General features: G+C 44.4%; 18 protein-coding genes and 1 pseudogene. 13 read left to right on the top strand and 6 right to left on the bottom strand.

Going from position 1 to position 16,446, the window contains the following annotated elements; translation table 11 throughout:
• Window positions 1–75: 75 nt before the first annotated feature.
• Window positions 76–1,383: a tyrosine-type recombinase/integrase gene (locus A7K91_RS19020; RefSeq protein WP_245697672.1), complete on the bottom strand. Its 1,308-nt coding sequence runs from the start codon at window positions 1,381–1,383 to the stop codon at window positions 76–78.
• Window positions 1,384–1,841: 458 nt separating this feature from the next.
• On the opposite strand from A7K91_RS19020, the gene A7K91_RS19030 reads away from it, so the two are divergent.
• The 3 genes from A7K91_RS19030 (at window position 1,842) to sigK (ending at window position 5,011) form a co-directional block, all read left to right on the top strand.
• On the top strand, window positions 1,842–2,396 hold the full coding sequence (locus tag A7K91_RS19030; protein WP_068685683.1) for a hypothetical protein: 555 nt from the start codon (window positions 1,842–1,844) through the stop codon (window positions 2,394–2,396).
• A 481-nt stretch (window positions 2,397–2,877) separates the two neighbouring features.
• Window positions 2,878–4,521: a recombinase family protein gene (locus tag A7K91_RS19040; protein ID WP_068685687.1), complete on the top strand. Its 1,644-nt coding sequence runs from the start codon at window positions 2,878–2,880 to the stop codon at window positions 4,519–4,521.
• On the top strand, window positions 4,475–5,011 hold the full coding sequence (gene sigK / locus A7K91_RS19045; RefSeq protein WP_082967586.1) for an RNA polymerase sporulation sigma factor SigK: 537 nt from the start codon (window positions 4,475–4,477) through the stop codon (window positions 5,009–5,011). The genes A7K91_RS19040 and sigK overlap by 47 nt, the downstream gene beginning before the upstream one ends.
• 223 nt (window positions 5,012–5,234) lie before the next feature.
• Here sigK and A7K91_RS19050 read toward each other — a convergent pair whose 3' ends face one another.
• Complete coding sequence (locus A7K91_RS19050; RefSeq protein WP_068685688.1) at window positions 5,235–5,552, bottom strand: hypothetical protein; 318 nt, start codon at window positions 5,550–5,552, stop codon at window positions 5,235–5,237.
• 154 nt (window positions 5,553–5,706) lie between these two features.
• Here A7K91_RS19050 and A7K91_RS26180 point away from each other — a divergent pair.
• Window positions 5,707–5,814 (top strand): annotated as a pseudogene (locus tag A7K91_RS26180) (RNA polymerase subunit sigma-70); the annotation flags it as partial.
• 107 nt (window positions 5,815–5,921) lie between these two features.
• Here A7K91_RS26180 and A7K91_RS19055 read toward each other — a convergent pair.
• The gene (locus A7K91_RS19055) at window positions 5,922–6,305 is read right to left on the bottom strand and encodes a hypothetical protein (protein ID WP_068685690.1); all 384 of its coding nucleotides are present in this window, start codon (window positions 6,303–6,305) and stop codon (window positions 5,922–5,924) included.
• Between the two features lie 178 nt (window positions 6,306–6,483).
• On the bottom strand, window positions 6,484–7,044 hold the full coding sequence (locus A7K91_RS19060) for a TetR/AcrR family transcriptional regulator (RefSeq protein WP_068685692.1): 561 nt from the start codon (window positions 7,042–7,044) through the stop codon (window positions 6,484–6,486).
• Between the two features lie 137 nt (window positions 7,045–7,181).
• Between A7K91_RS19060 and A7K91_RS19065 the strand changes: the two genes are divergently transcribed.
• From A7K91_RS19065 to A7K91_RS19100, 7 genes are all read left to right on the top strand, one after another.
• A complete protein-coding gene (locus A7K91_RS19065) occupies window positions 7,182–7,874 on the top strand; it encodes a GNAT family N-acetyltransferase (RefSeq protein ID WP_068685694.1) in 693 nt (230 codons plus the stop codon).
• Between the two features lie 49 nt (window positions 7,875–7,923).
• Window positions 7,924–8,355 carry a BlaI/MecI/CopY family transcriptional regulator gene (locus A7K91_RS19070; protein ID WP_068685696.1) on the top strand — a complete coding sequence of 144 codons (432 nt, stop codon included), beginning with the start codon at window positions 7,924–7,926 and terminating at the stop codon, window positions 8,353–8,355.
• Window positions 8,356–8,390: 35 nt separating this feature from the next.
• The gene (locus A7K91_RS19075) at window positions 8,391–9,149 is read left to right on the top strand and encodes a M56 family metallopeptidase (RefSeq protein ID WP_245697665.1); all 759 of its coding nucleotides are present in this window, start codon (window positions 8,391–8,393) and stop codon (window positions 9,147–9,149) included.
• 50 nt (window positions 9,150–9,199) lie between these two features.
• Entirely contained in the window at window positions 9,200–9,970 is a 771-nt protein-coding gene (locus A7K91_RS19080) for a prolipoprotein diacylglyceryl transferase (RefSeq protein ID WP_068685700.1), read from the top strand.
• Between the two features lie 515 nt (window positions 9,971–10,485).
• Entirely contained in the window at window positions 10,486–11,193 is a 708-nt protein-coding gene (locus A7K91_RS19085; protein WP_068685702.1) for a GNAT family N-acetyltransferase, read from the top strand.
• A 970-nt stretch (window positions 11,194–12,163) separates the two neighbouring features.
• Window positions 12,164–12,655: a hypothetical protein gene (locus A7K91_RS19095; RefSeq protein ID WP_068685705.1), complete on the top strand. Its 492-nt coding sequence runs from the start codon at window positions 12,164–12,166 to the stop codon at window positions 12,653–12,655.
• A 3-nt stretch (window positions 12,656–12,658) separates the two neighbouring features.
• Window positions 12,659–13,348: an AIM24 family protein gene (locus A7K91_RS19100; RefSeq protein WP_068685707.1), complete on the top strand. Its 690-nt coding sequence runs from the start codon at window positions 12,659–12,661 to the stop codon at window positions 13,346–13,348.
• Between the two features lie 15 nt (window positions 13,349–13,363).
• Here A7K91_RS19100 and A7K91_RS19105 read toward each other — a convergent pair whose 3' ends face one another.
• Window positions 13,364–14,287: a DsbA family protein gene (locus A7K91_RS19105; protein ID WP_068685716.1), complete on the bottom strand. Its 924-nt coding sequence runs from the start codon at window positions 14,285–14,287 to the stop codon at window positions 13,364–13,366.
• 122 nt (window positions 14,288–14,409) lie between these two features.
• On the opposite strand from A7K91_RS19105, the gene A7K91_RS19110 reads away from it, so the two are divergent.
• Entirely contained in the window at window positions 14,410–14,739 is a 330-nt protein-coding gene (locus A7K91_RS19110) for a winged helix-turn-helix transcriptional regulator (RefSeq protein WP_245697667.1), read from the top strand.
• 268 nt (window positions 14,740–15,007) lie between these two features.
• Here the strand turns inward: A7K91_RS19110 and A7K91_RS19115 are convergent, their stop codons facing one another.
• The gene (locus tag A7K91_RS19115; RefSeq protein ID WP_068685718.1) at window positions 15,008–15,625 is read right to left on the bottom strand and encodes a superoxide dismutase; all 618 of its coding nucleotides are present in this window, start codon (window positions 15,623–15,625) and stop codon (window positions 15,008–15,010) included.
• Between the two features lie 166 nt (window positions 15,626–15,791).
• Here A7K91_RS19115 and A7K91_RS19120 point away from each other — a divergent pair, with 166 nt between their 5' ends.
• Entirely contained in the window at window positions 15,792–16,442 is a 651-nt protein-coding gene (locus tag A7K91_RS19120) for a helix-turn-helix transcriptional regulator (RefSeq protein WP_245697669.1), read from the top strand.
• Window positions 16,443–16,446: the final 4 nt, after the last annotated feature.

The following is a 16,446-nucleotide window of genomic DNA, read 5'->3' on the forward strand; positions in this document are numbered from 1 at the left end:
TATTCCAGGATTTCCAGCTCCACAGATTCGTCGCCCCCACTTCCACCCCTTTAGCCCGGCTCTAATTCCGAGAGGCTATTTAATTTTGTTAATGGCAATTTGTAATTGCTTGTGGTTTCGGTGAACGTATTGAGCAGTATTTTCTGGACGGTCATGTCTTGCTAGATACATCAATAACTGTGGCGGGCAATCCGAATGTTCCGATATTCTGCTAATGAATGTATGCCGAAGTAAATGGGGACCTCCCGGGTAGTTCCAACCAGCAACAAAGGAATAGAGCTTGTATAAAGCCCTCAAGCTACGAATAGTAGATTGATTGTTGTCTCCAAACACGTGGATATCCTGGCCTTTGTTGGCAATAAGCTGTTGAAAGTATTTTAGAAGCGGGTCAGGTAAGGGCAGAATGGCCGATTTCTCGTTTTTCCCGAAGACAGAGAGGGTTCTATTCTCTATGTTGACATCCTTATAGCGAATGTTTGCAACCTCGTGAATCCGCAAACCAAGACAAAGCATCAACCCAAAGGCTGCTAGTTCCAATATGGGGTGATCAGAATAAACTTGAATAGTATGGAAAAAACGACGGAGTTCATCATCTGTCGGTAACTCGTGATAATAGTATCTTTCATATGGGATTCCTGTAACATCCAATGTAATGTCTTTCGCAAGCCAGCCCATCTTATAGAGATTGGCTAGTAGGAATCGGATATCGTAAAAACAATTGCTAACCGTTTGCTTGATATAAACCCCTTTCTTTTCTAATCGGAGTAAATATTGCTTGAATTCGAGTAGATGCTCTTCAGTAAGTATAGACAATGGCAATTCGTTGCAAGAGGTATTCTGAAATTGAACGTACGTTTTATTCAACCAGTTTAAAAATAGGGAGTAACTCATTTTATATTTACTGTTAACGGTCTTTTCCTTAACTCCTGAACGAAGTAACTCTTTAATATGCGTAGTAATAGCGGGATGGTTTATATCTTGCATCCTTTTTTCTGTAGAAGAATCGTTTATTGGTTTTTTGAAGTCAAACTCAATAGATATTAATTTTCGACCTATTGCTAGAAGCATGTTGCGTTGAATGAGATCGCAGGAAGAATGCTCAATGAAATTAATTAGTGCATCTTTATTTGCCAATTCTTTGTCTTGAATGAATCGAGCATCAAGCTCGTAGCGGGTTTTATAAAAATCAATGAGCTCTAGTGCGTATTGAATTAATGAAAAATAGCTTGTTGATTTTAGAGACTTTTTCTTATTCAGGTAATCAAGTACTGTAGGTGCAAAAATTCGATTTTGAACTTGAGTTTTGTAAAGCCATTCATTTAATCCATGTGAGCCTAAAGAAACAATTGACTTATTCCCTTCAGGCCAACGAAATGCATACATAGTATTCAAGAACAACAGTACCTTCTTCCAACTTAAGCTCTTAATATCGTGATTGCCAGTTGGGGTGAATTCTAAACAATCTTGCGAAGTAGAGTTCGCATAAGAAGCACCTTCCACGAACTAGTTTTCGCTTCGTGCTTCCAATGATCTGATCGGAATATATCCATAGCCGCTTTAATATCCTGATCGCTATCCATCTGCATCTCTCCCTCAGATTCTGTTTTTTCGACCGTTTTTTGCTTAGAAAGGAGGTGGGGGCCGGTGACCCTCATTATTGATGTAAAGGTATCATTTGCTTTAACTTCTGTCCCGGTTGCTCCACATTTGGAGCAAAAATACGTTGGATTTTCGGGTTATGCGAGGATTTCGGTCGAAAGAAACAAGAATCTGCTCCAATTATGGAGAGATGATGATGGATGCCTAGATCGGGACTAAGATGATGGAGGGTAGAGCCTAGGTTGAAGAAGAAGGATGATCTTCAACAATGGCTTTATAAATTCCTCCGTGATGAAATAGATGAAATCACTTATATCAGCAGGCATGATCGAGACTGGTATGAGGTCAAGCAACTGGCAGCTACAGACCCTGTAATTTTTGGAATTCTGCTGCGGAAGCTCTCCATGCCTAATCGTCGAAAAGCCTTGATTCAGGCTTTTGGTTTAGGGACAGTGGAGCTAAGAACACTCTTACTGGGAGTTTTTTCGGAATCTTCTTCAACGATTTCTGACCTATATCATCCAGTAAATTATAGAAGAAGATTTAGCAACGAGCTGCTAGCCCAGTTCGGCATCATCCATCGAGTTCCTTTTGATTGGGTTTATAAGGATGGGTCTGTTGTGGAGCGGTGGAACTTCAAAAATTATGACTTTAGCGGAATAGCTTTAACTTGTATGGAAGACATAATCCCGTTATTGAGAATGGCTGAAGGCCGAAATAGAAAAGTGAATGGATATGCCATCCAGGCAGCACGGATCAAGAATGCTATCTCCGTTTGGAATCACGGGCGGATGTGATCGTCGTTGACCTGTATCAAGCTGACTTATTGAGTCTGGACCAACTCATGTCCGGGTTAAAATCGACGCCCTTCAAATGGACTGGTTTCATTACCCAATCCGTCGTGCCTGGGTACCGGTACTGGACATTCATAGGTGCTGAAGAAGATTCAGCTATTGACCGGATCATGGAAGCAGAATTCAATTATATCCAAAACTCTATCCGCTTGTTATAAGACAAACCGCCGACGGAATAAGGTGTATTGAGGTGAAAAGTATGGAGCGAATGCCGACAATCAAAATCGTATATGTGCCTCATACTTTATGCAGTGATACAGCACAAATCTCAAACACCTTATCCGCTGCAGAAGCTAAAAATGCCGTTATCGATTACATCCTAAAGCGTTTGATCCTAAAGCCGACTGAATAAGCCGGTTTTTTTGTTTCTCTCTTTGTCCATACTGGAAAGTAATAATGTAAGAAAGGAGAGGAGCAAACCTCCATGTATACAGCCATCTATTCCCGTGTTTCTACAGGTATGCAAGCCTCAGAGGGCACAAGCCTTGATGCGCAAGTTGAAATATGTATGCGGAAAGCGAAGGACTTGGAAATTCCCGAATCCATGATCAAGGTGTATCGCGAGGAAGGATTCACGGGAGAAGATATCGATAGGCCTGCGATGAATGAATTCAGGCAGGATGTGGCGCAAGGTCTGGTCCGTCGCTTGATTGTAACTCATCCCGACCGGTTGACCCGGGACTTAACAGATAAATTAATTCTTTGCCGAGAGCTGGAGCGGAGCGATATCGAGCTGGTGTTCGTAGACACAGAATACAGAAATACGCCGGAGGGACAGCTTTTTTTCAACCTGATGAGTTCCATAGCGCAGTACGAGTTGTCTTTAATCAAGAAGCGGACAGTGCGCGGTAGGCTTAAAGCGGTGGAGAAGGATAAGAAGATCATGCCCATGCGTGTAGCTCCCTACGGATATAACCTTCAGGATAATACATTGATCATAAATAAGCAGGAAGCCGAATTTGTCCGTAAAATGTACCACTGGTATGTTTATGACAATTATACGCTTCGTGAAATCGGGGAGCGCCTCTATTCCCTAGGGGCGGTGCCCAAACGGGGTGAAAGCCGGAACTGGAGCGCCAGTTCTATTCGAAGGGTCCTAACTTCAGAGGTATACATTGGCAAGTTTTATTACAATCGGAGAGAAACCCGGAAGATTCGCGGCGAGAAAACCAAGAACGGTACACCGAAAAAAACGTATGCTTTTCGTGAGGAGAAGGACTGGATCGAGGTTAGCGTGCCAAGTATCATCGACCCGCATCTGTTCGAATTAGCCCAGGTGCAGAAAGAGAAAAACATGAAACGCTCAGGAAATGTTAAGTATGAATATTTGTTAAAATCGATGATTCGCTGCGGCCATTGCGGAAGAATGTGGCAAGCTACAACTTATACGGGGCGCGTAAATAAGGCTACGGGAGAAAAGATCCGTTACACCTGCTACAGATGTCCGAATCTGTTTCCCAAGAAGTACGGTGAAGGGGTTGAGAAGTGCCCCACTCAAACGTTACGAGCCGATATGCTGGACCATTATGTCTGGAAGCTGATCCTGGAGACACTGTCTAATCCGGATGATTACATGAAGCGGCTGCTAAGCAAAGCCAATGAAATCAACCTGGAGCTTCAATCCGCTGCGGACCATATCAAACGTCAACTGGAGCAGAAGGAAAAGGAGAAGGGAAAAATCAAAATTATGTTCAAGCGCGAGGTCATTGATGAGCAGGAGATGCTCTCCGAAATGCATAAGATCAATGCTGGAATTAAGTCGTTGGAGCAAGAGCTTGCAGGGTACGAGCGGCAGCTGAGCGACCAAGCGGAGAAGGAAATATCGGCCAACCGGATTGTAGAAGTATCCCAAGCTGTCCGAAGCTTCATTGAGAGCGCTGGTGACGAGCTCACCTTAGAGGAGAAGCGGCACATCGTGGAGACCTTGGTGGATGAAGTGATTATTCGCTATGACGGGAACGAAGTACAGATTACAGCAGTCGGGGCACTTGACGAGTTGAAACGCCATTCGTTTGTTCAGCATGAAAGTGACGTCGTTTCGTGTTCACAACGTCAAAAAATTCGATAATACCGGCGAAGACCTGGAGGATTTGATCTCCATCGGCACGATTGGCCTGATCAAGGCAATCGAAAGCTTTCAAACGGGCAAAGGCACAAAGCTCGCTACATTCGCCGCTCGTTGTATCGAAAACGAAATACTTATGCATCTTCGCAGCTTGAAAAAAACGCGCAAGGACGTTTCGCTGCACGATCCGATCGGTACGGACAAAGAGGGGAACGAGATCACCTTGATCGATATCCTCGGAACGGAGTCCGACGATGTGGCGGATAAGGTGCAGCTCAAGATCGAAAAAAGCAAGATTTACAAGAATCTAGACATATTGGACGACCGAGAAAAGGAAGTTGTAATAGGAAGATTCGGTTTGGTACACGGTGGAGATGAAAGGACGCAGCGGGAGATTGCGAAGGAGTTGGGGATTTCACGGAGCTATGTATCGCGGATTGAGAAGCGGGCTCTCATGAAGCTTTATCATGAGTTTTATAAGGCAAAAAGATAATGTGATTGGGCGCATTAATAGCCGGCGAAAGCCGGCTATTTGCATTTTTATTATTACATTAGAAAAGTTGATCAGTTATTGTGATAGTTTTCCAAAATAGAGTTATCAAAGAAACCAGCTGAGAGGGATTCACGAAACGTGATCCGAGATATAGCCAATATAGTGCAGCGTATATACAAAAAAGCCGCATCTTTCTATTCAGAAAGATGCGGTTTCTCCACCGCTACATATTCAGTTGCTGTGGATGTGGTGGTCTGCTCTTCTTAGCAGCTGACACCATAAGGAAGATGCCGGCAAGCAAGTGCATGATCCATCCTACGAATGGAATCCATGCAACCAGGGAAGTTACGATTCCCAGCACAGATCCGTAGATCGGCTCATTATTCTGTTTGGACAGCACAAGCGTAATAATGTGGAGAATCAGCATTGCCACCAAGGCAAAATACCAAGTACCTAATACGATTGCCGCTCCAAAAATAGGTATTGCTAGCAGGATTTCAAGAGATCCTGACACCCATTTCATAACTCTAGACCCAGACAAAATTAACCCCTCCTATGTACAATCTACTATTATTATAGCGGATTCGACAAATTTTGGGTAGTATTTTCCCGAAATAAAGTTAATTTCGTCAGATTTCGTATTCCGACAACAGATCGGTTTAGTCAGTAAGATACACCGCCTTATGAATCTGATAATACTTATGTATCTGCGCAGCATGAAAAAAACGCGCAAGGACGTTTCGCTTCATCACCTCATTGGCACGGACAAAGAGGGGAACGAAATTACGCTGATTAAAGTTCTTGATCCCTGTTAGTTAAACGGATAAGATAAATCCCCGAAATCCATTGAATTAATGGGGCTTCGGGGATTTTACGTTATGTGCTCGGTATGGAAATAACTAGACGGTGTTTAAGGTGTAAGCCAGACGTTCATGCCAAGATGCAAGTCGCCGAACCAGACCTCTACCGTTCCTACCGTGTAACCGGTTGGGCGTGTCGCCTGGTAGACGTACAAGCCAGTAGAAGGATTGGAAGATACCAGCGTCATGTCAACATAATGCGTTTGCCAATTGTTGTTGATTTCAATGCCAACTCTCATCTTGGCGTAAAGGGGGGCGTTATTGGCAGGCTGACCGAACTCATCGCGCGCCAGGACATTGAGGGTCACCGTGGAGCCGCTTTGCGAAGCGGATAGGCCAACATCAACTGCTCGTCCTCCGGCGAATGCTGCTACAGGCAACACGGTCAAGCTAAGAAGTACCATTACCAGTATTAAGCTTAGTTTTTTCTTCATCAATTAACACCTCCTTTTTCTATAAATTAACATAAAAGGTAGAGTTGGAATACCTGTTAAAGTATAGATTTTGCCTGGTTTCACCTATTTTTGTATTCGCTTTCATTAATGACTAGCCTCATGAGAACCTCCGAGGGGCTTATATTTTTCTATCTGCCGCCATCCGGTGGTCATGCATTTACTCTTCCAGCTTGAGCAGCAATTGCTGGATGCGCATAGACATGCCAGCCGGCTCTTCCTCCATGCCGCGCACAACCCATTCCTCCAGGACTCCAAAAACGCCTGATGCGATAAATAGACTTTCCGTTTCTTCCATCGGTGTTGGCTTATTGGGAGATTTAACCTCTTGCAGCCGTTCCTGCAATATTTTTTGCTTAAAAAATTGCTTGATTTTTTCCGGGGTTAACAATCCGTCTTCCGGATTAGTCAGCATGCGAAATAATGCTTTATTCCGGTAAATATAGTCCGTCAATTTGTTTATAAAAAGAATAATGTCATGCCGGTCCCGAATGGGAAACGACTCATCGTAAAACCGGTTGAACTGATCAAACATTTCGTTTTCAATTTCTCTATATAAATCGTAGATGTCTTCAAAATGCAAATAAAAGGTGCCTCTGCCGATATCCGCAAGCTTCGTAATTTCGGATATGGTTATTTTGGAAATCATTTTGTCACTCAGCAAGCTCAGAAAAGCCTGCTTGATTGCTGCTTTGGTTCTAATGGACCGCCTGTCTCCCATGTAGGTCCTTCCTCCTAAACAATATGGTTTCATTTGTTCATTAATGAACAAATAGCAGAACATTCACTATATTGCCTTGCCGATTCCGCCAATACAATAGAAAAAACTGTTTTTTTATAAAAGAGGGGGAAATCATTATGAGCATGTACCGATTGGCTAAAAAAAATGAATTGCGCGAGATCGCGGCATTGTTTACCGATTCCTTTATGGAATATCCTTTATTTTCGTATATCCTGACGTCAGGAAAAGACTATAAAAACCAATTGTATCAACTTAATTATACGAATACAAAGTCCTATTTTCAGCAAAACTCCTGTTTTGTCGGAACATTGGACGGAGTCATTGTTTCGGCCGTTTTGCTTAAAAAAAGGGGTGAAGCAGGTCCCGGATTTTTTCAATATTTATTTAACGGGGGGTTGGCGCTGGCAGCCCGGATTGGCCTTAAGAGGATTAATTTTATTTTGAATACGCTGGATAAAATGAAGACGGCGTGCAGCCGTTACGGGAATGAAAGCTGGTACGTGGATTCCTTTGCCGTTGCAAAGGGACATCAAGGCAAAAAACTCGGGAGCTCGCTGTTTCATGAATTTATTTTCCCATTTATCAGGTCAAACGGGGGAGGCCGGATTACGCTCGTTACCCATACCGAGCTGAACAGGAAGTTTTATTGCAAAAACGGCTTTGAGGTTTTTGACGAATTCAGCATCGGATCGGAGGGTAGTCTCATGCCGAATTTTAGCTTCCAGCAGGTCATTGGCGCCAGTGGGCTGGATACTCCGAAGAGAACAGATGGTGATGAATTTTTGTCCCGTGCAAGCAAATCCTGTTGACATGCAGCGGCCATCACACTACTATATGTAGTATGGTGGTGAAAAAACGATGCAAATCAAAAAAATGAATATGGACGGTGAAGGACTAAACCGTTTTTTTGGGCCGCTGGAGTCGCGGATTATGGATATTCTCTGGAGTTCAGACGGGCGGAGTATTAAGGAAGTACAGTCGATTCTGAATCAGGAGAACCCCATATCGATTAATACGGTAATGACGATTATGAACCGCCTGCTGGACAAGGGGCATTTGGCAAAGGTTATGACAGGAAGCGGGCGGGCGAGGGCTGCCAGGTTTAGTCCGATTTTATCCAAAGAGCAATTTTTGTCCGAACAAACAAAGCAGGTATCGCAAGGCCTTATTCATGAATACGGAAGTCTCGTTGTCAGCCATATGATTGATGCGCTTGATGAAGTTGATGCGGATGTCATAGAGAAGCTGGAGCGCAAGCTAAACGATCTAAAAAGCAGGAAAAAACAATGAGTCCTATTATGAAGCTTAGGGGCTCCTATGGGCTAATGATGGTAATTATTCTAATCGCCATTGTACAAATGGGAGTAATTGTTACTTCACATTTACACGCTGAAACACTGCAGCAGTCCGTTTTTAGCTATGCAATAGTAGTCTTAGCTGGATATATGTTGGTCAAGTTCCTTTGGCGAGTGATTCAACAATTGCATTTATCGCGGAAATGGTTCAATCATTTTCAAAATCACATGCACGTAAAATTAACTAAGCAATTGCAATACAAATACCGGAATTGGGATACGGAAATCATTGTTGTGCAGGACGATGCATTTGTTGCGCTCACGATTGGATTACTCCGCCCCAAAATCGTTATTTCCACAATGGTATTAAGCTGTTTCAGCGAAAAGGAAATAAAAGCAATTTTGTTACATGAACGATATCATTGTCTCAAACAAGATGGACGCAAACATTTTTTTTCGATCCTGCTGGCTGATGCTTTCGGATATTTGCCAATCGTTAAACCAATCATTCGTTATTATGAAACATGGAAAGAGCTGTTTGCAGACCGTTACGCGATTCAACAAATGGGTACAGAGCTTTATTTGGGCAACGTCTTGTTAAAGCTGGCCAAACATAAAAGCTTCACACCGTGCGGCACGGCTGTTTATTTTGCAAATTCAACCTTGCAGTATCGCTTGATGCAGGTTCTTGAGCCAGAGCGAACAGTAGTGGTGCCGTTAACGCTGCTAAAGCCATTTTTGAGAACTTGCTCCATGCTGCTGTTGATTCTTATTGGAGGGGATTCCTAATCCCTTTTCTTTTTTTATAATCATACTACATATTGTAGGGAGATGATCAGGTGTACAATGAATGGTTTTCTATCGGCCCGATAACGATTTACGGCTATGGATTTATGATTGCGCTAGGTATTTTTGTCGCTTATAGGGTCGTTTTGTATCGAGGGATCAAAGCGAATGTTGAGCAATCACATATCCACAATCTTCTTTTTTTGGGATTAGCGGGTGGTTTTGCTGGGGCCAAGCTATTGTATTGGATTACTCAATTCAAAAATATCGCTAATGATCCAAGCATTCTTTTGAACGTTTCTCAAGGGTTTGTCGTTTATGGAGGCATCATAGGCGGGATTGCAGCGGGGTATGCTTATTGTCAGAAGTCAAATCTCAACTTTCTCAAATATCTGGATTTGTTTGTTCCGTCGCTGGCGCTGGCTCAAGGCTTCGGAAGAATCGGTTGTTTTTTTGCAGGCTGCTGCTATGGGGAAGAGACGCATAGCTGGTTTGGCATTATGTTTCACCATTCGGAGTTGGCTCCAAATGATGTCAAGCTTGTACCTACGCAGCTTATGGAAAGCGCATTTAGTTTTTTCCTGTTTTTTGTACTTCTTTATGTGGCTAGAAAAAAGCGGCCGTCGCATGGCGTAATCGCGGGATTATATCTTGTTAGTTACAGCTTGGGACGATTTGGCATCGAATTTTTCAGAGGCGATCTTATTCGGGGGGAATTTGGCCCTTTTGCTACTTCGCAGTGGATTGCGATAGGCGTGGTTTTAATAACTTGTTTTGTATTTATGCTTAAAATGAAGATGCCCCGGAGTGAATATAGACGTTAAGAAGACTTGCTGGAAGCGGAACATGGCGGCTTCATTACAAAAGGCAAAATCGGCAAAAGAAAAAACCGGCGCTTATCAAGGAGGCTGTTTTATTGTATATTGTATAGATATATCGGCTCAATCTAATAATCAGAGCTTGACAGAAAACAGAGCTTAGCGGAGGGGCAGAGGGATTCTGGAGAAACGTCAGTGTTCGCCTTTAAAGACCGATTCCCACCATAGTCCTCATAAAAATAAAAGGAATCGGGCTTTAACAGCGATCGGAAGAACCCTCTGTNTCAGAGCTTGACAGAAAACAGAGCTTAGCGGAGGGGCAGAGGGATTCTGGAGAAACGTCAGTGTTCGCCTTTAAAGACCGATTCCCACCATAGTCCTCATAAAAATAAAAGGAATCGGGCTTTAACAGCGATCGGAAGAACCCTCTGTACCGTAGCGTTTCACCTCGGCCCAAGTCAAGCACTGATTTCTGGTTTGAGCCGATATATCAGGATGAAAAGCAGTCGGGAGGTTGTACAATGCGCTATAACCAATTTAATCAGCCCATCGGTGATCCAGTACCAAATGCAGCACAGCATGGACAGCTGCCGGATATCAAGAAGCTTTCAGGAGCGTATTGCTTTCTGGAAAAATTGAACGCCGAAAAACATCTGGACGATCTTTATAAGGTTTATGGACCGGATAGCCCGCTGGAAAACTGGACCTATTTGTCGATGGAGCCTGTACAAAGCAAGTCCGAGGTAAAGGAATTATTAATAAAAAGGGAAGCTTCTGCGGATCCGTATTATTTGACAATTATAAACAAGCAAACCAATGAGGCTGTAGGAACCTTTGCTTTAATGAGAATTGATCCGGTCAACCGCAGCATCGAGGTAGGCTGGGTCGTCTATTCCAATCAATTGAAGCGAACACGGATAGCAACGGAAGCGCAATACCTATTGGCGAAATATGTGTTTGAGGAGTTGGAATATCGCCGCTACGAGTGGAAATGCGATTCTTTAAATCAGCCCTCCAGGAATGCGGCCTTGCGATTAGGCTTTACCTATGAAGGGACCTTCCGAAACGCAGTCATTTATAAAGACAGGAGCCGCGATACGGCATGGTTTTCGATATTGGATACGGAATGGCCGGAGATCAAGGCGCGTTTTGAAGCTTGGTTAGCGGAAGATAACTTTGATGAAGCGGGCAATCAGCGACGGTCTTTAGATCATAAAAGTAAGAGTTAAATTGCAGGAAGCTGTTCAATAAGCGCTCTTCTTGCTCCACAACTTAAAAAAGCAAACACCGGGATGATTACGCATTCTCGGTGTTTGCTTTTTGTAGGTGCGCCCGGCACGGGCGATTACTTGTATAAATCCAACTAAAAGTTGAACTTATATAGGTTTCAGGTGCAGGTAAACGATTGAATCGACCGCAGGTCAAATCCGGTGTACATCCAGGAGAAGCCGTTCCATCTAAAGCCGGCAATCGAATTTGGCCCTAGAAAGACGGGGAAAAACCAGAATTGGCTGCCATTATGCATCCAGATGTACGTGAAGCGGAACATACAGCGTCTAATGCTTCCGGGATCTACGGTCAGTAGGGTGGCCGACTGCTGCTGGGGCACAAATGCCGGCGGCGGAGATGTTGGCGCCATCGGTTGTCCAGGAGGCCCGGGAGCCGGACCCGGACCAGGGCTATGCCCGGGAGGAGGTCCAAAAGGGGGACCAAAGGGCGGTCCAAAGGGTGGCAGGAACGACATGTTTTTTCACTCCATTTTTATCAATTTGTATGCCTGAGAATGCTGGAGCCAGCGCTTGCGATGCTGGCTTTTTTGTATACTATGCGGAATTTTTTGTTCCGTTCATCAAGCACCGCAGGGGCTGCCTAACATTGATTCAATAGAATTGAGAAGCCAATTAAACAGATGTATATGGATGAGTGTCTACAAAAAAACAAAAACCCTGGCATCCCTTAATAAAAAGGCTCTCGGGGTTTTTTGCTCACTCATTTTTTTAATAATTTTGTATTCTATCGCTACCATTCCCTATTAAATGACGTATTATACTATAGTATACTTTTCTAAATAATTGTATGATGTCGTAAAGAGTCATTTTTTAATTGAATTTGTCCAATGAGCCTGCTCATCTGCGAGCTTGTCAGATTGGCAAAAGCAGCTTCACCAATGTGATAGCTTTAGACAAGGAGGGATTACCGTTGCGCAAAGCAGTATTCCTTTTTTTGATCGTTTTATTCATAGTTTTTTTGTTAGTTCCGCATCAGGTTGCCGAAGCAGGAATGTGGAGCAACATTAAAGGGATTTTCTCTGCCCCTGCCAAAATTGACGCGCTGGAGCAGCAGTATATGGATGCCAGGCAGCAGCTTGATGAACAGAAGAAGCACCTCGCTGAATCGTTACTGCAAGCAGAGCAAATTGCAGCGAAGCAAGCGGAGCAATACGCTGCAAAGCAAGAGGAGCTTATTCAGCAGAACGAGCAGTTCCGAAAAGCCAATGAGCAGCTAATGGAACAAAACAAGTCCCTTATTCAAGAAATGGAGTTAGCAAAACAAAAGCAAGCAAGCTTTACTCAAAAGCTTTTTCATACGGCACTTATCTGTATAAGCTTAATTACCGCCTATTTTCTTTCCTTACGTGTATGGCGCTTCCTTGTTTGGCGCAAGCAAAAGCAGGTTAGCAGAGGAGTGTAATGAATGGAAGCAACCTTCCCTGCGGCTATCGGGCATGTAAAGGTGACTCTCGATGAAGCGGACAAGCTCCATGTGCTTCATCCGGGAGCCATTATCGCTTATCAAGGCTCCCCGGAGCAGCGGCAGGATCATTTTATGAATTTGGCGGGCGTCTATCGTAAAAAAAAGTGGCTGCGCGCCCTGCTGAGCGGCCCCTCTGAATTTATAATTGGCTTGCCGCCAGGCTGCTCACTGGCGACGGTAGCCATTGGACCGGACAGCGATTTGCTGTTTGATTACCGTCACGTCCTCTACTTCACTGATGGTATGCAGCTTAAAAACGTTATTCAAAAAATTAAAAATGTGTGGATCACCCGTGAATTGATACGAATGCGCTTCACTGGTCCCGGCGAGCTCGGTATTATTACCAGCGGCGATATTGCAGTGCTCCAGCTGGACAAGGAGCAGCCGCTTTATGTAAATAGCAGCTCGCTTGTCGCTTATCCCGCAAACGCGAGCATTCAACTTGCTGTGTACGGCAATCAATTATCGAGTCAGAGCATGAACGTCCAGTGGAAAATAAGCGGGGATGGCCCAGTCCTAATTCAGACTGGGCTGCATGGGAAGGAATTGGAGCATCCTCTACAAAATGACGGCTTTTTCAAACGATTGCTGCGCGAGGTGCTTCCATTCGGCAGCGTGTATATTAAATAGGCTAGGCACTTCATGCTACTTTTTGGCTGCTAAAACCAATTCGTCCAAAATAGTTTGAAGGCTGTACGTATCCTGGGCTAGTTCATTCTCCGCAAAAGCCTCGACCTGATGGCTTTCGATATCATACATTTCTTCGATCTCCCTTGCGAATAAAAGCGGCTCCTCTTGTATGAGCTGAGACAAAGCCGGTACAGGTCTGGGTTCAAGGGCAGCCGCCGATAATTGCTGGAGCGCGCTAATATAGGCTTCTAGCGGCCTGGCCCCGCTAATTTTTACGCCTTTGTTTTCTTCGTTGACTAAAACAAGGGTTGGGAAGCCTCTTACGCCAAGACTCGCCGCCAGTTCAAAATCGCCATCCAATAGCGCTTGAGCAGACTCCTGCCCCGCCTCTTCAATAATCCTTGCACCATCCAGACCGATTCCATTAACAATAGCTTCAAGGACGGAATCTTCTCCAATATTTTGATTAAAAACAAAAACAGCTTCTCTGGCACGGCGCAGAAATTCAATTTCTTTGCCGGGATGCCTTAGCGCAATGACCTTAAACACGCGAGAAGGCGGATAGGAGGAAAGAATAGGATCAGAGATCCACAGAGACCCGTCAATCGGCATCCGGGAATGCAGTCCAACCTCCTTCCAATGATGAGCGACGTCCGCCGGCTTTTGAATGCCGTTCGAATTATCCGCAAAGCCGTGCCAGCTTGGCAGCAGTCCGCCCATCACAACCTTCAAGTTAAAATAATGTCCATACTGGCGCAAAAAACGATTCAGTACAGGCTCAAGCGCCCAGCAATGGGAGCAGATCGGATCGGTAACGTAATATAACGTAAATTTTTTGGCAAGCTGGTTTAAATCGATAGCCTGAACCTGCTCTTCATCTGCGGGGCCGCACATGCCGGTTTCAAGATCACACATCATATTATGGTTTGAATCACTCATTGGTTGCACCTCGACTTTCAATGTCTTGTTTATGGTACAATTATAACAAGTAGTCTTATTTCAACAAGTATGATAAAAATTAATACTAAGTATATAAAAGTATACTAATGGAGGAATCCGCAGTGAAATACGACTTTACAATGGATCAATTATGTCCCGCAACTTATGCGTTTCAAGTGATTGGAGGAAAATGGAATTTGCCCATTCTGGCCATACTCAGTGAAAATGAGTGTATTCGCTACAATGAGTTAAAAAGAAGATTAACCGGCATCACAGGAACGGCGTTAACCAATTGTCTCAAGGAGCTTATCGATTACGGCATTGTCCATCGGGAGCAATACAATGAGGTGCCGCCACGCGTCGAATATTCGCTGACGCAATCTGGCAAGGAGCTTGTTCCGTTGATTGAATCCATGGTGGCATGGGGCCAAAAAAATATAGTGACGCGATGACCGACGTCAATAGAAAACAAAAAGGGGCTGCCCGAAAAGTCAAATGGAACGAATAATGATTCAGCAGAGAGGACCGGACGGGAAAGGGTGTCTTGAGGGCGAGTTTTTTTGTCCGCTTTTATCCACTCAAAAATTGGATCAGGATAAAGCGGACAAATAGGTTTGAGCTTCCAAGATACCCTTTTCCGGTAGGTACCGGTTTTGCTGAATCATTATTCACCGTAACAGACTTTTCGGACAGCCCCTACAATATAGCAGGAATTAGGACTTATCCCTTTTTTGCAGCCAGGTAACGCTCGTTAGCAACGTTCCAGTTTACAATATTCCAGAATGCGGCTATATAATCCGGGCGTTTGTTTTGGTAGTTCAAGTAATAGGCATGCTCCCAAACATCCAGCCCGATAATCGGCGTTTTGCCTTCCATAAGCGGGCTATCCTGATTAGCCGTGCTTAATACGGTTAGCTTGCCTTGCCCGTCAAGCGCCAGCCATGCCCAGCCGCTTCCGAAGCGGGTCGTGGCCGCTTTTGTGAATTGCTCCTTAAAATCGGCAAAGCCGTTCAATTCATTGGCGATGGCTTCCTTCAAAGCGCCAACCGGCTCGCCTCCGCCTTGAGGACTTAGCTGCGTCCAGAAAAACGAATGGTTGGCGTGACCGCCGCCATTATTTCGAACAGCCGTTTTTATCTCCTCGGGCAAGCTCTCCAGGTCGCTTATAAGCTGCTCGACCGGCAAGTCGAGGAGATGGGGATATTTTTCAAGCGCCGCGTTCAGGTTTGTAATGTAAGTATTATGATGTCTCCCGTGATGAATCGTCATCGTTTCCTTGTCGATATGCGGCTCCAATGCGTCATGGGAATAAGGCAAATCCGGTAATTTATGAGTCATGTCAATTCCTCCAAAGCTGGTTATTGTTGTCTACACTTTGGATTGTAGATCAATTTTGCTACTTAGTCAATATAAATGTATAATATATTTAATATCTATACAAAGTCCTGAATCTATACTATACTACCTAGACCGACGCAGGTTAGGACCGGAGGTGAGCTTGAAGGTGAAGGACAACCTTGATCTGTCTACACGCGAGAAAATAATGCAAATGCTTAAAACGAATAGCGAGATGAGCGCAAAGGAAATTACCGATCATTTGGGTATTACGGGCATGGCTGTCCGCAGACATCTTTCCGTGCTGGAAAATGAAGGGTTAATTCAATATACAACGGTGAGGCAGCCTATGGGACGGCCTATGGCTGTTTATCGGCTGACCGAAAAGGCGGAGGATTTTTTTCCGAAGAAGTATCATACGGTTGCCTTGGAGCTGTTGTCCGAGCTTGAAGGCGAGTCGGGCGTGGATGTCGTCAATCATTTGTTTGATCTCAGGCAAAAGTCACTGCACAAGCGTCTTCAGGAGCAATTGAAGGGCAAGGACCTCGAGGGGAAAGTGGCAGCTTTGGCTGATGTTCAAACGAATAACGGATATATGGCAACCTGGGAAAAGGAAAGCGACGACGTCTTTGCATTGACTGAATACAATTGTCCCATCTACCAGGTGGCGAGCACCTATAAGCATGCTTGCACCTGTGAGCTCCGTTTATTTGAATCCGTGCTGGATGCGACCGTCGAGCGCACGGAATGTCTGGCCTCCGACGGGAATAAGTGCGTATACCGGATACGCTCCAAGAAACAGCTTGAGAAACAGAAATGAGGTG

Source organism: Paenibacillus oryzae (genome assembly GCF_001675045.1).
GTDB lineage: Bacteria > Bacillota > Bacilli > Paenibacillales > Paenibacillaceae > Pristimantibacillus > Pristimantibacillus oryzae.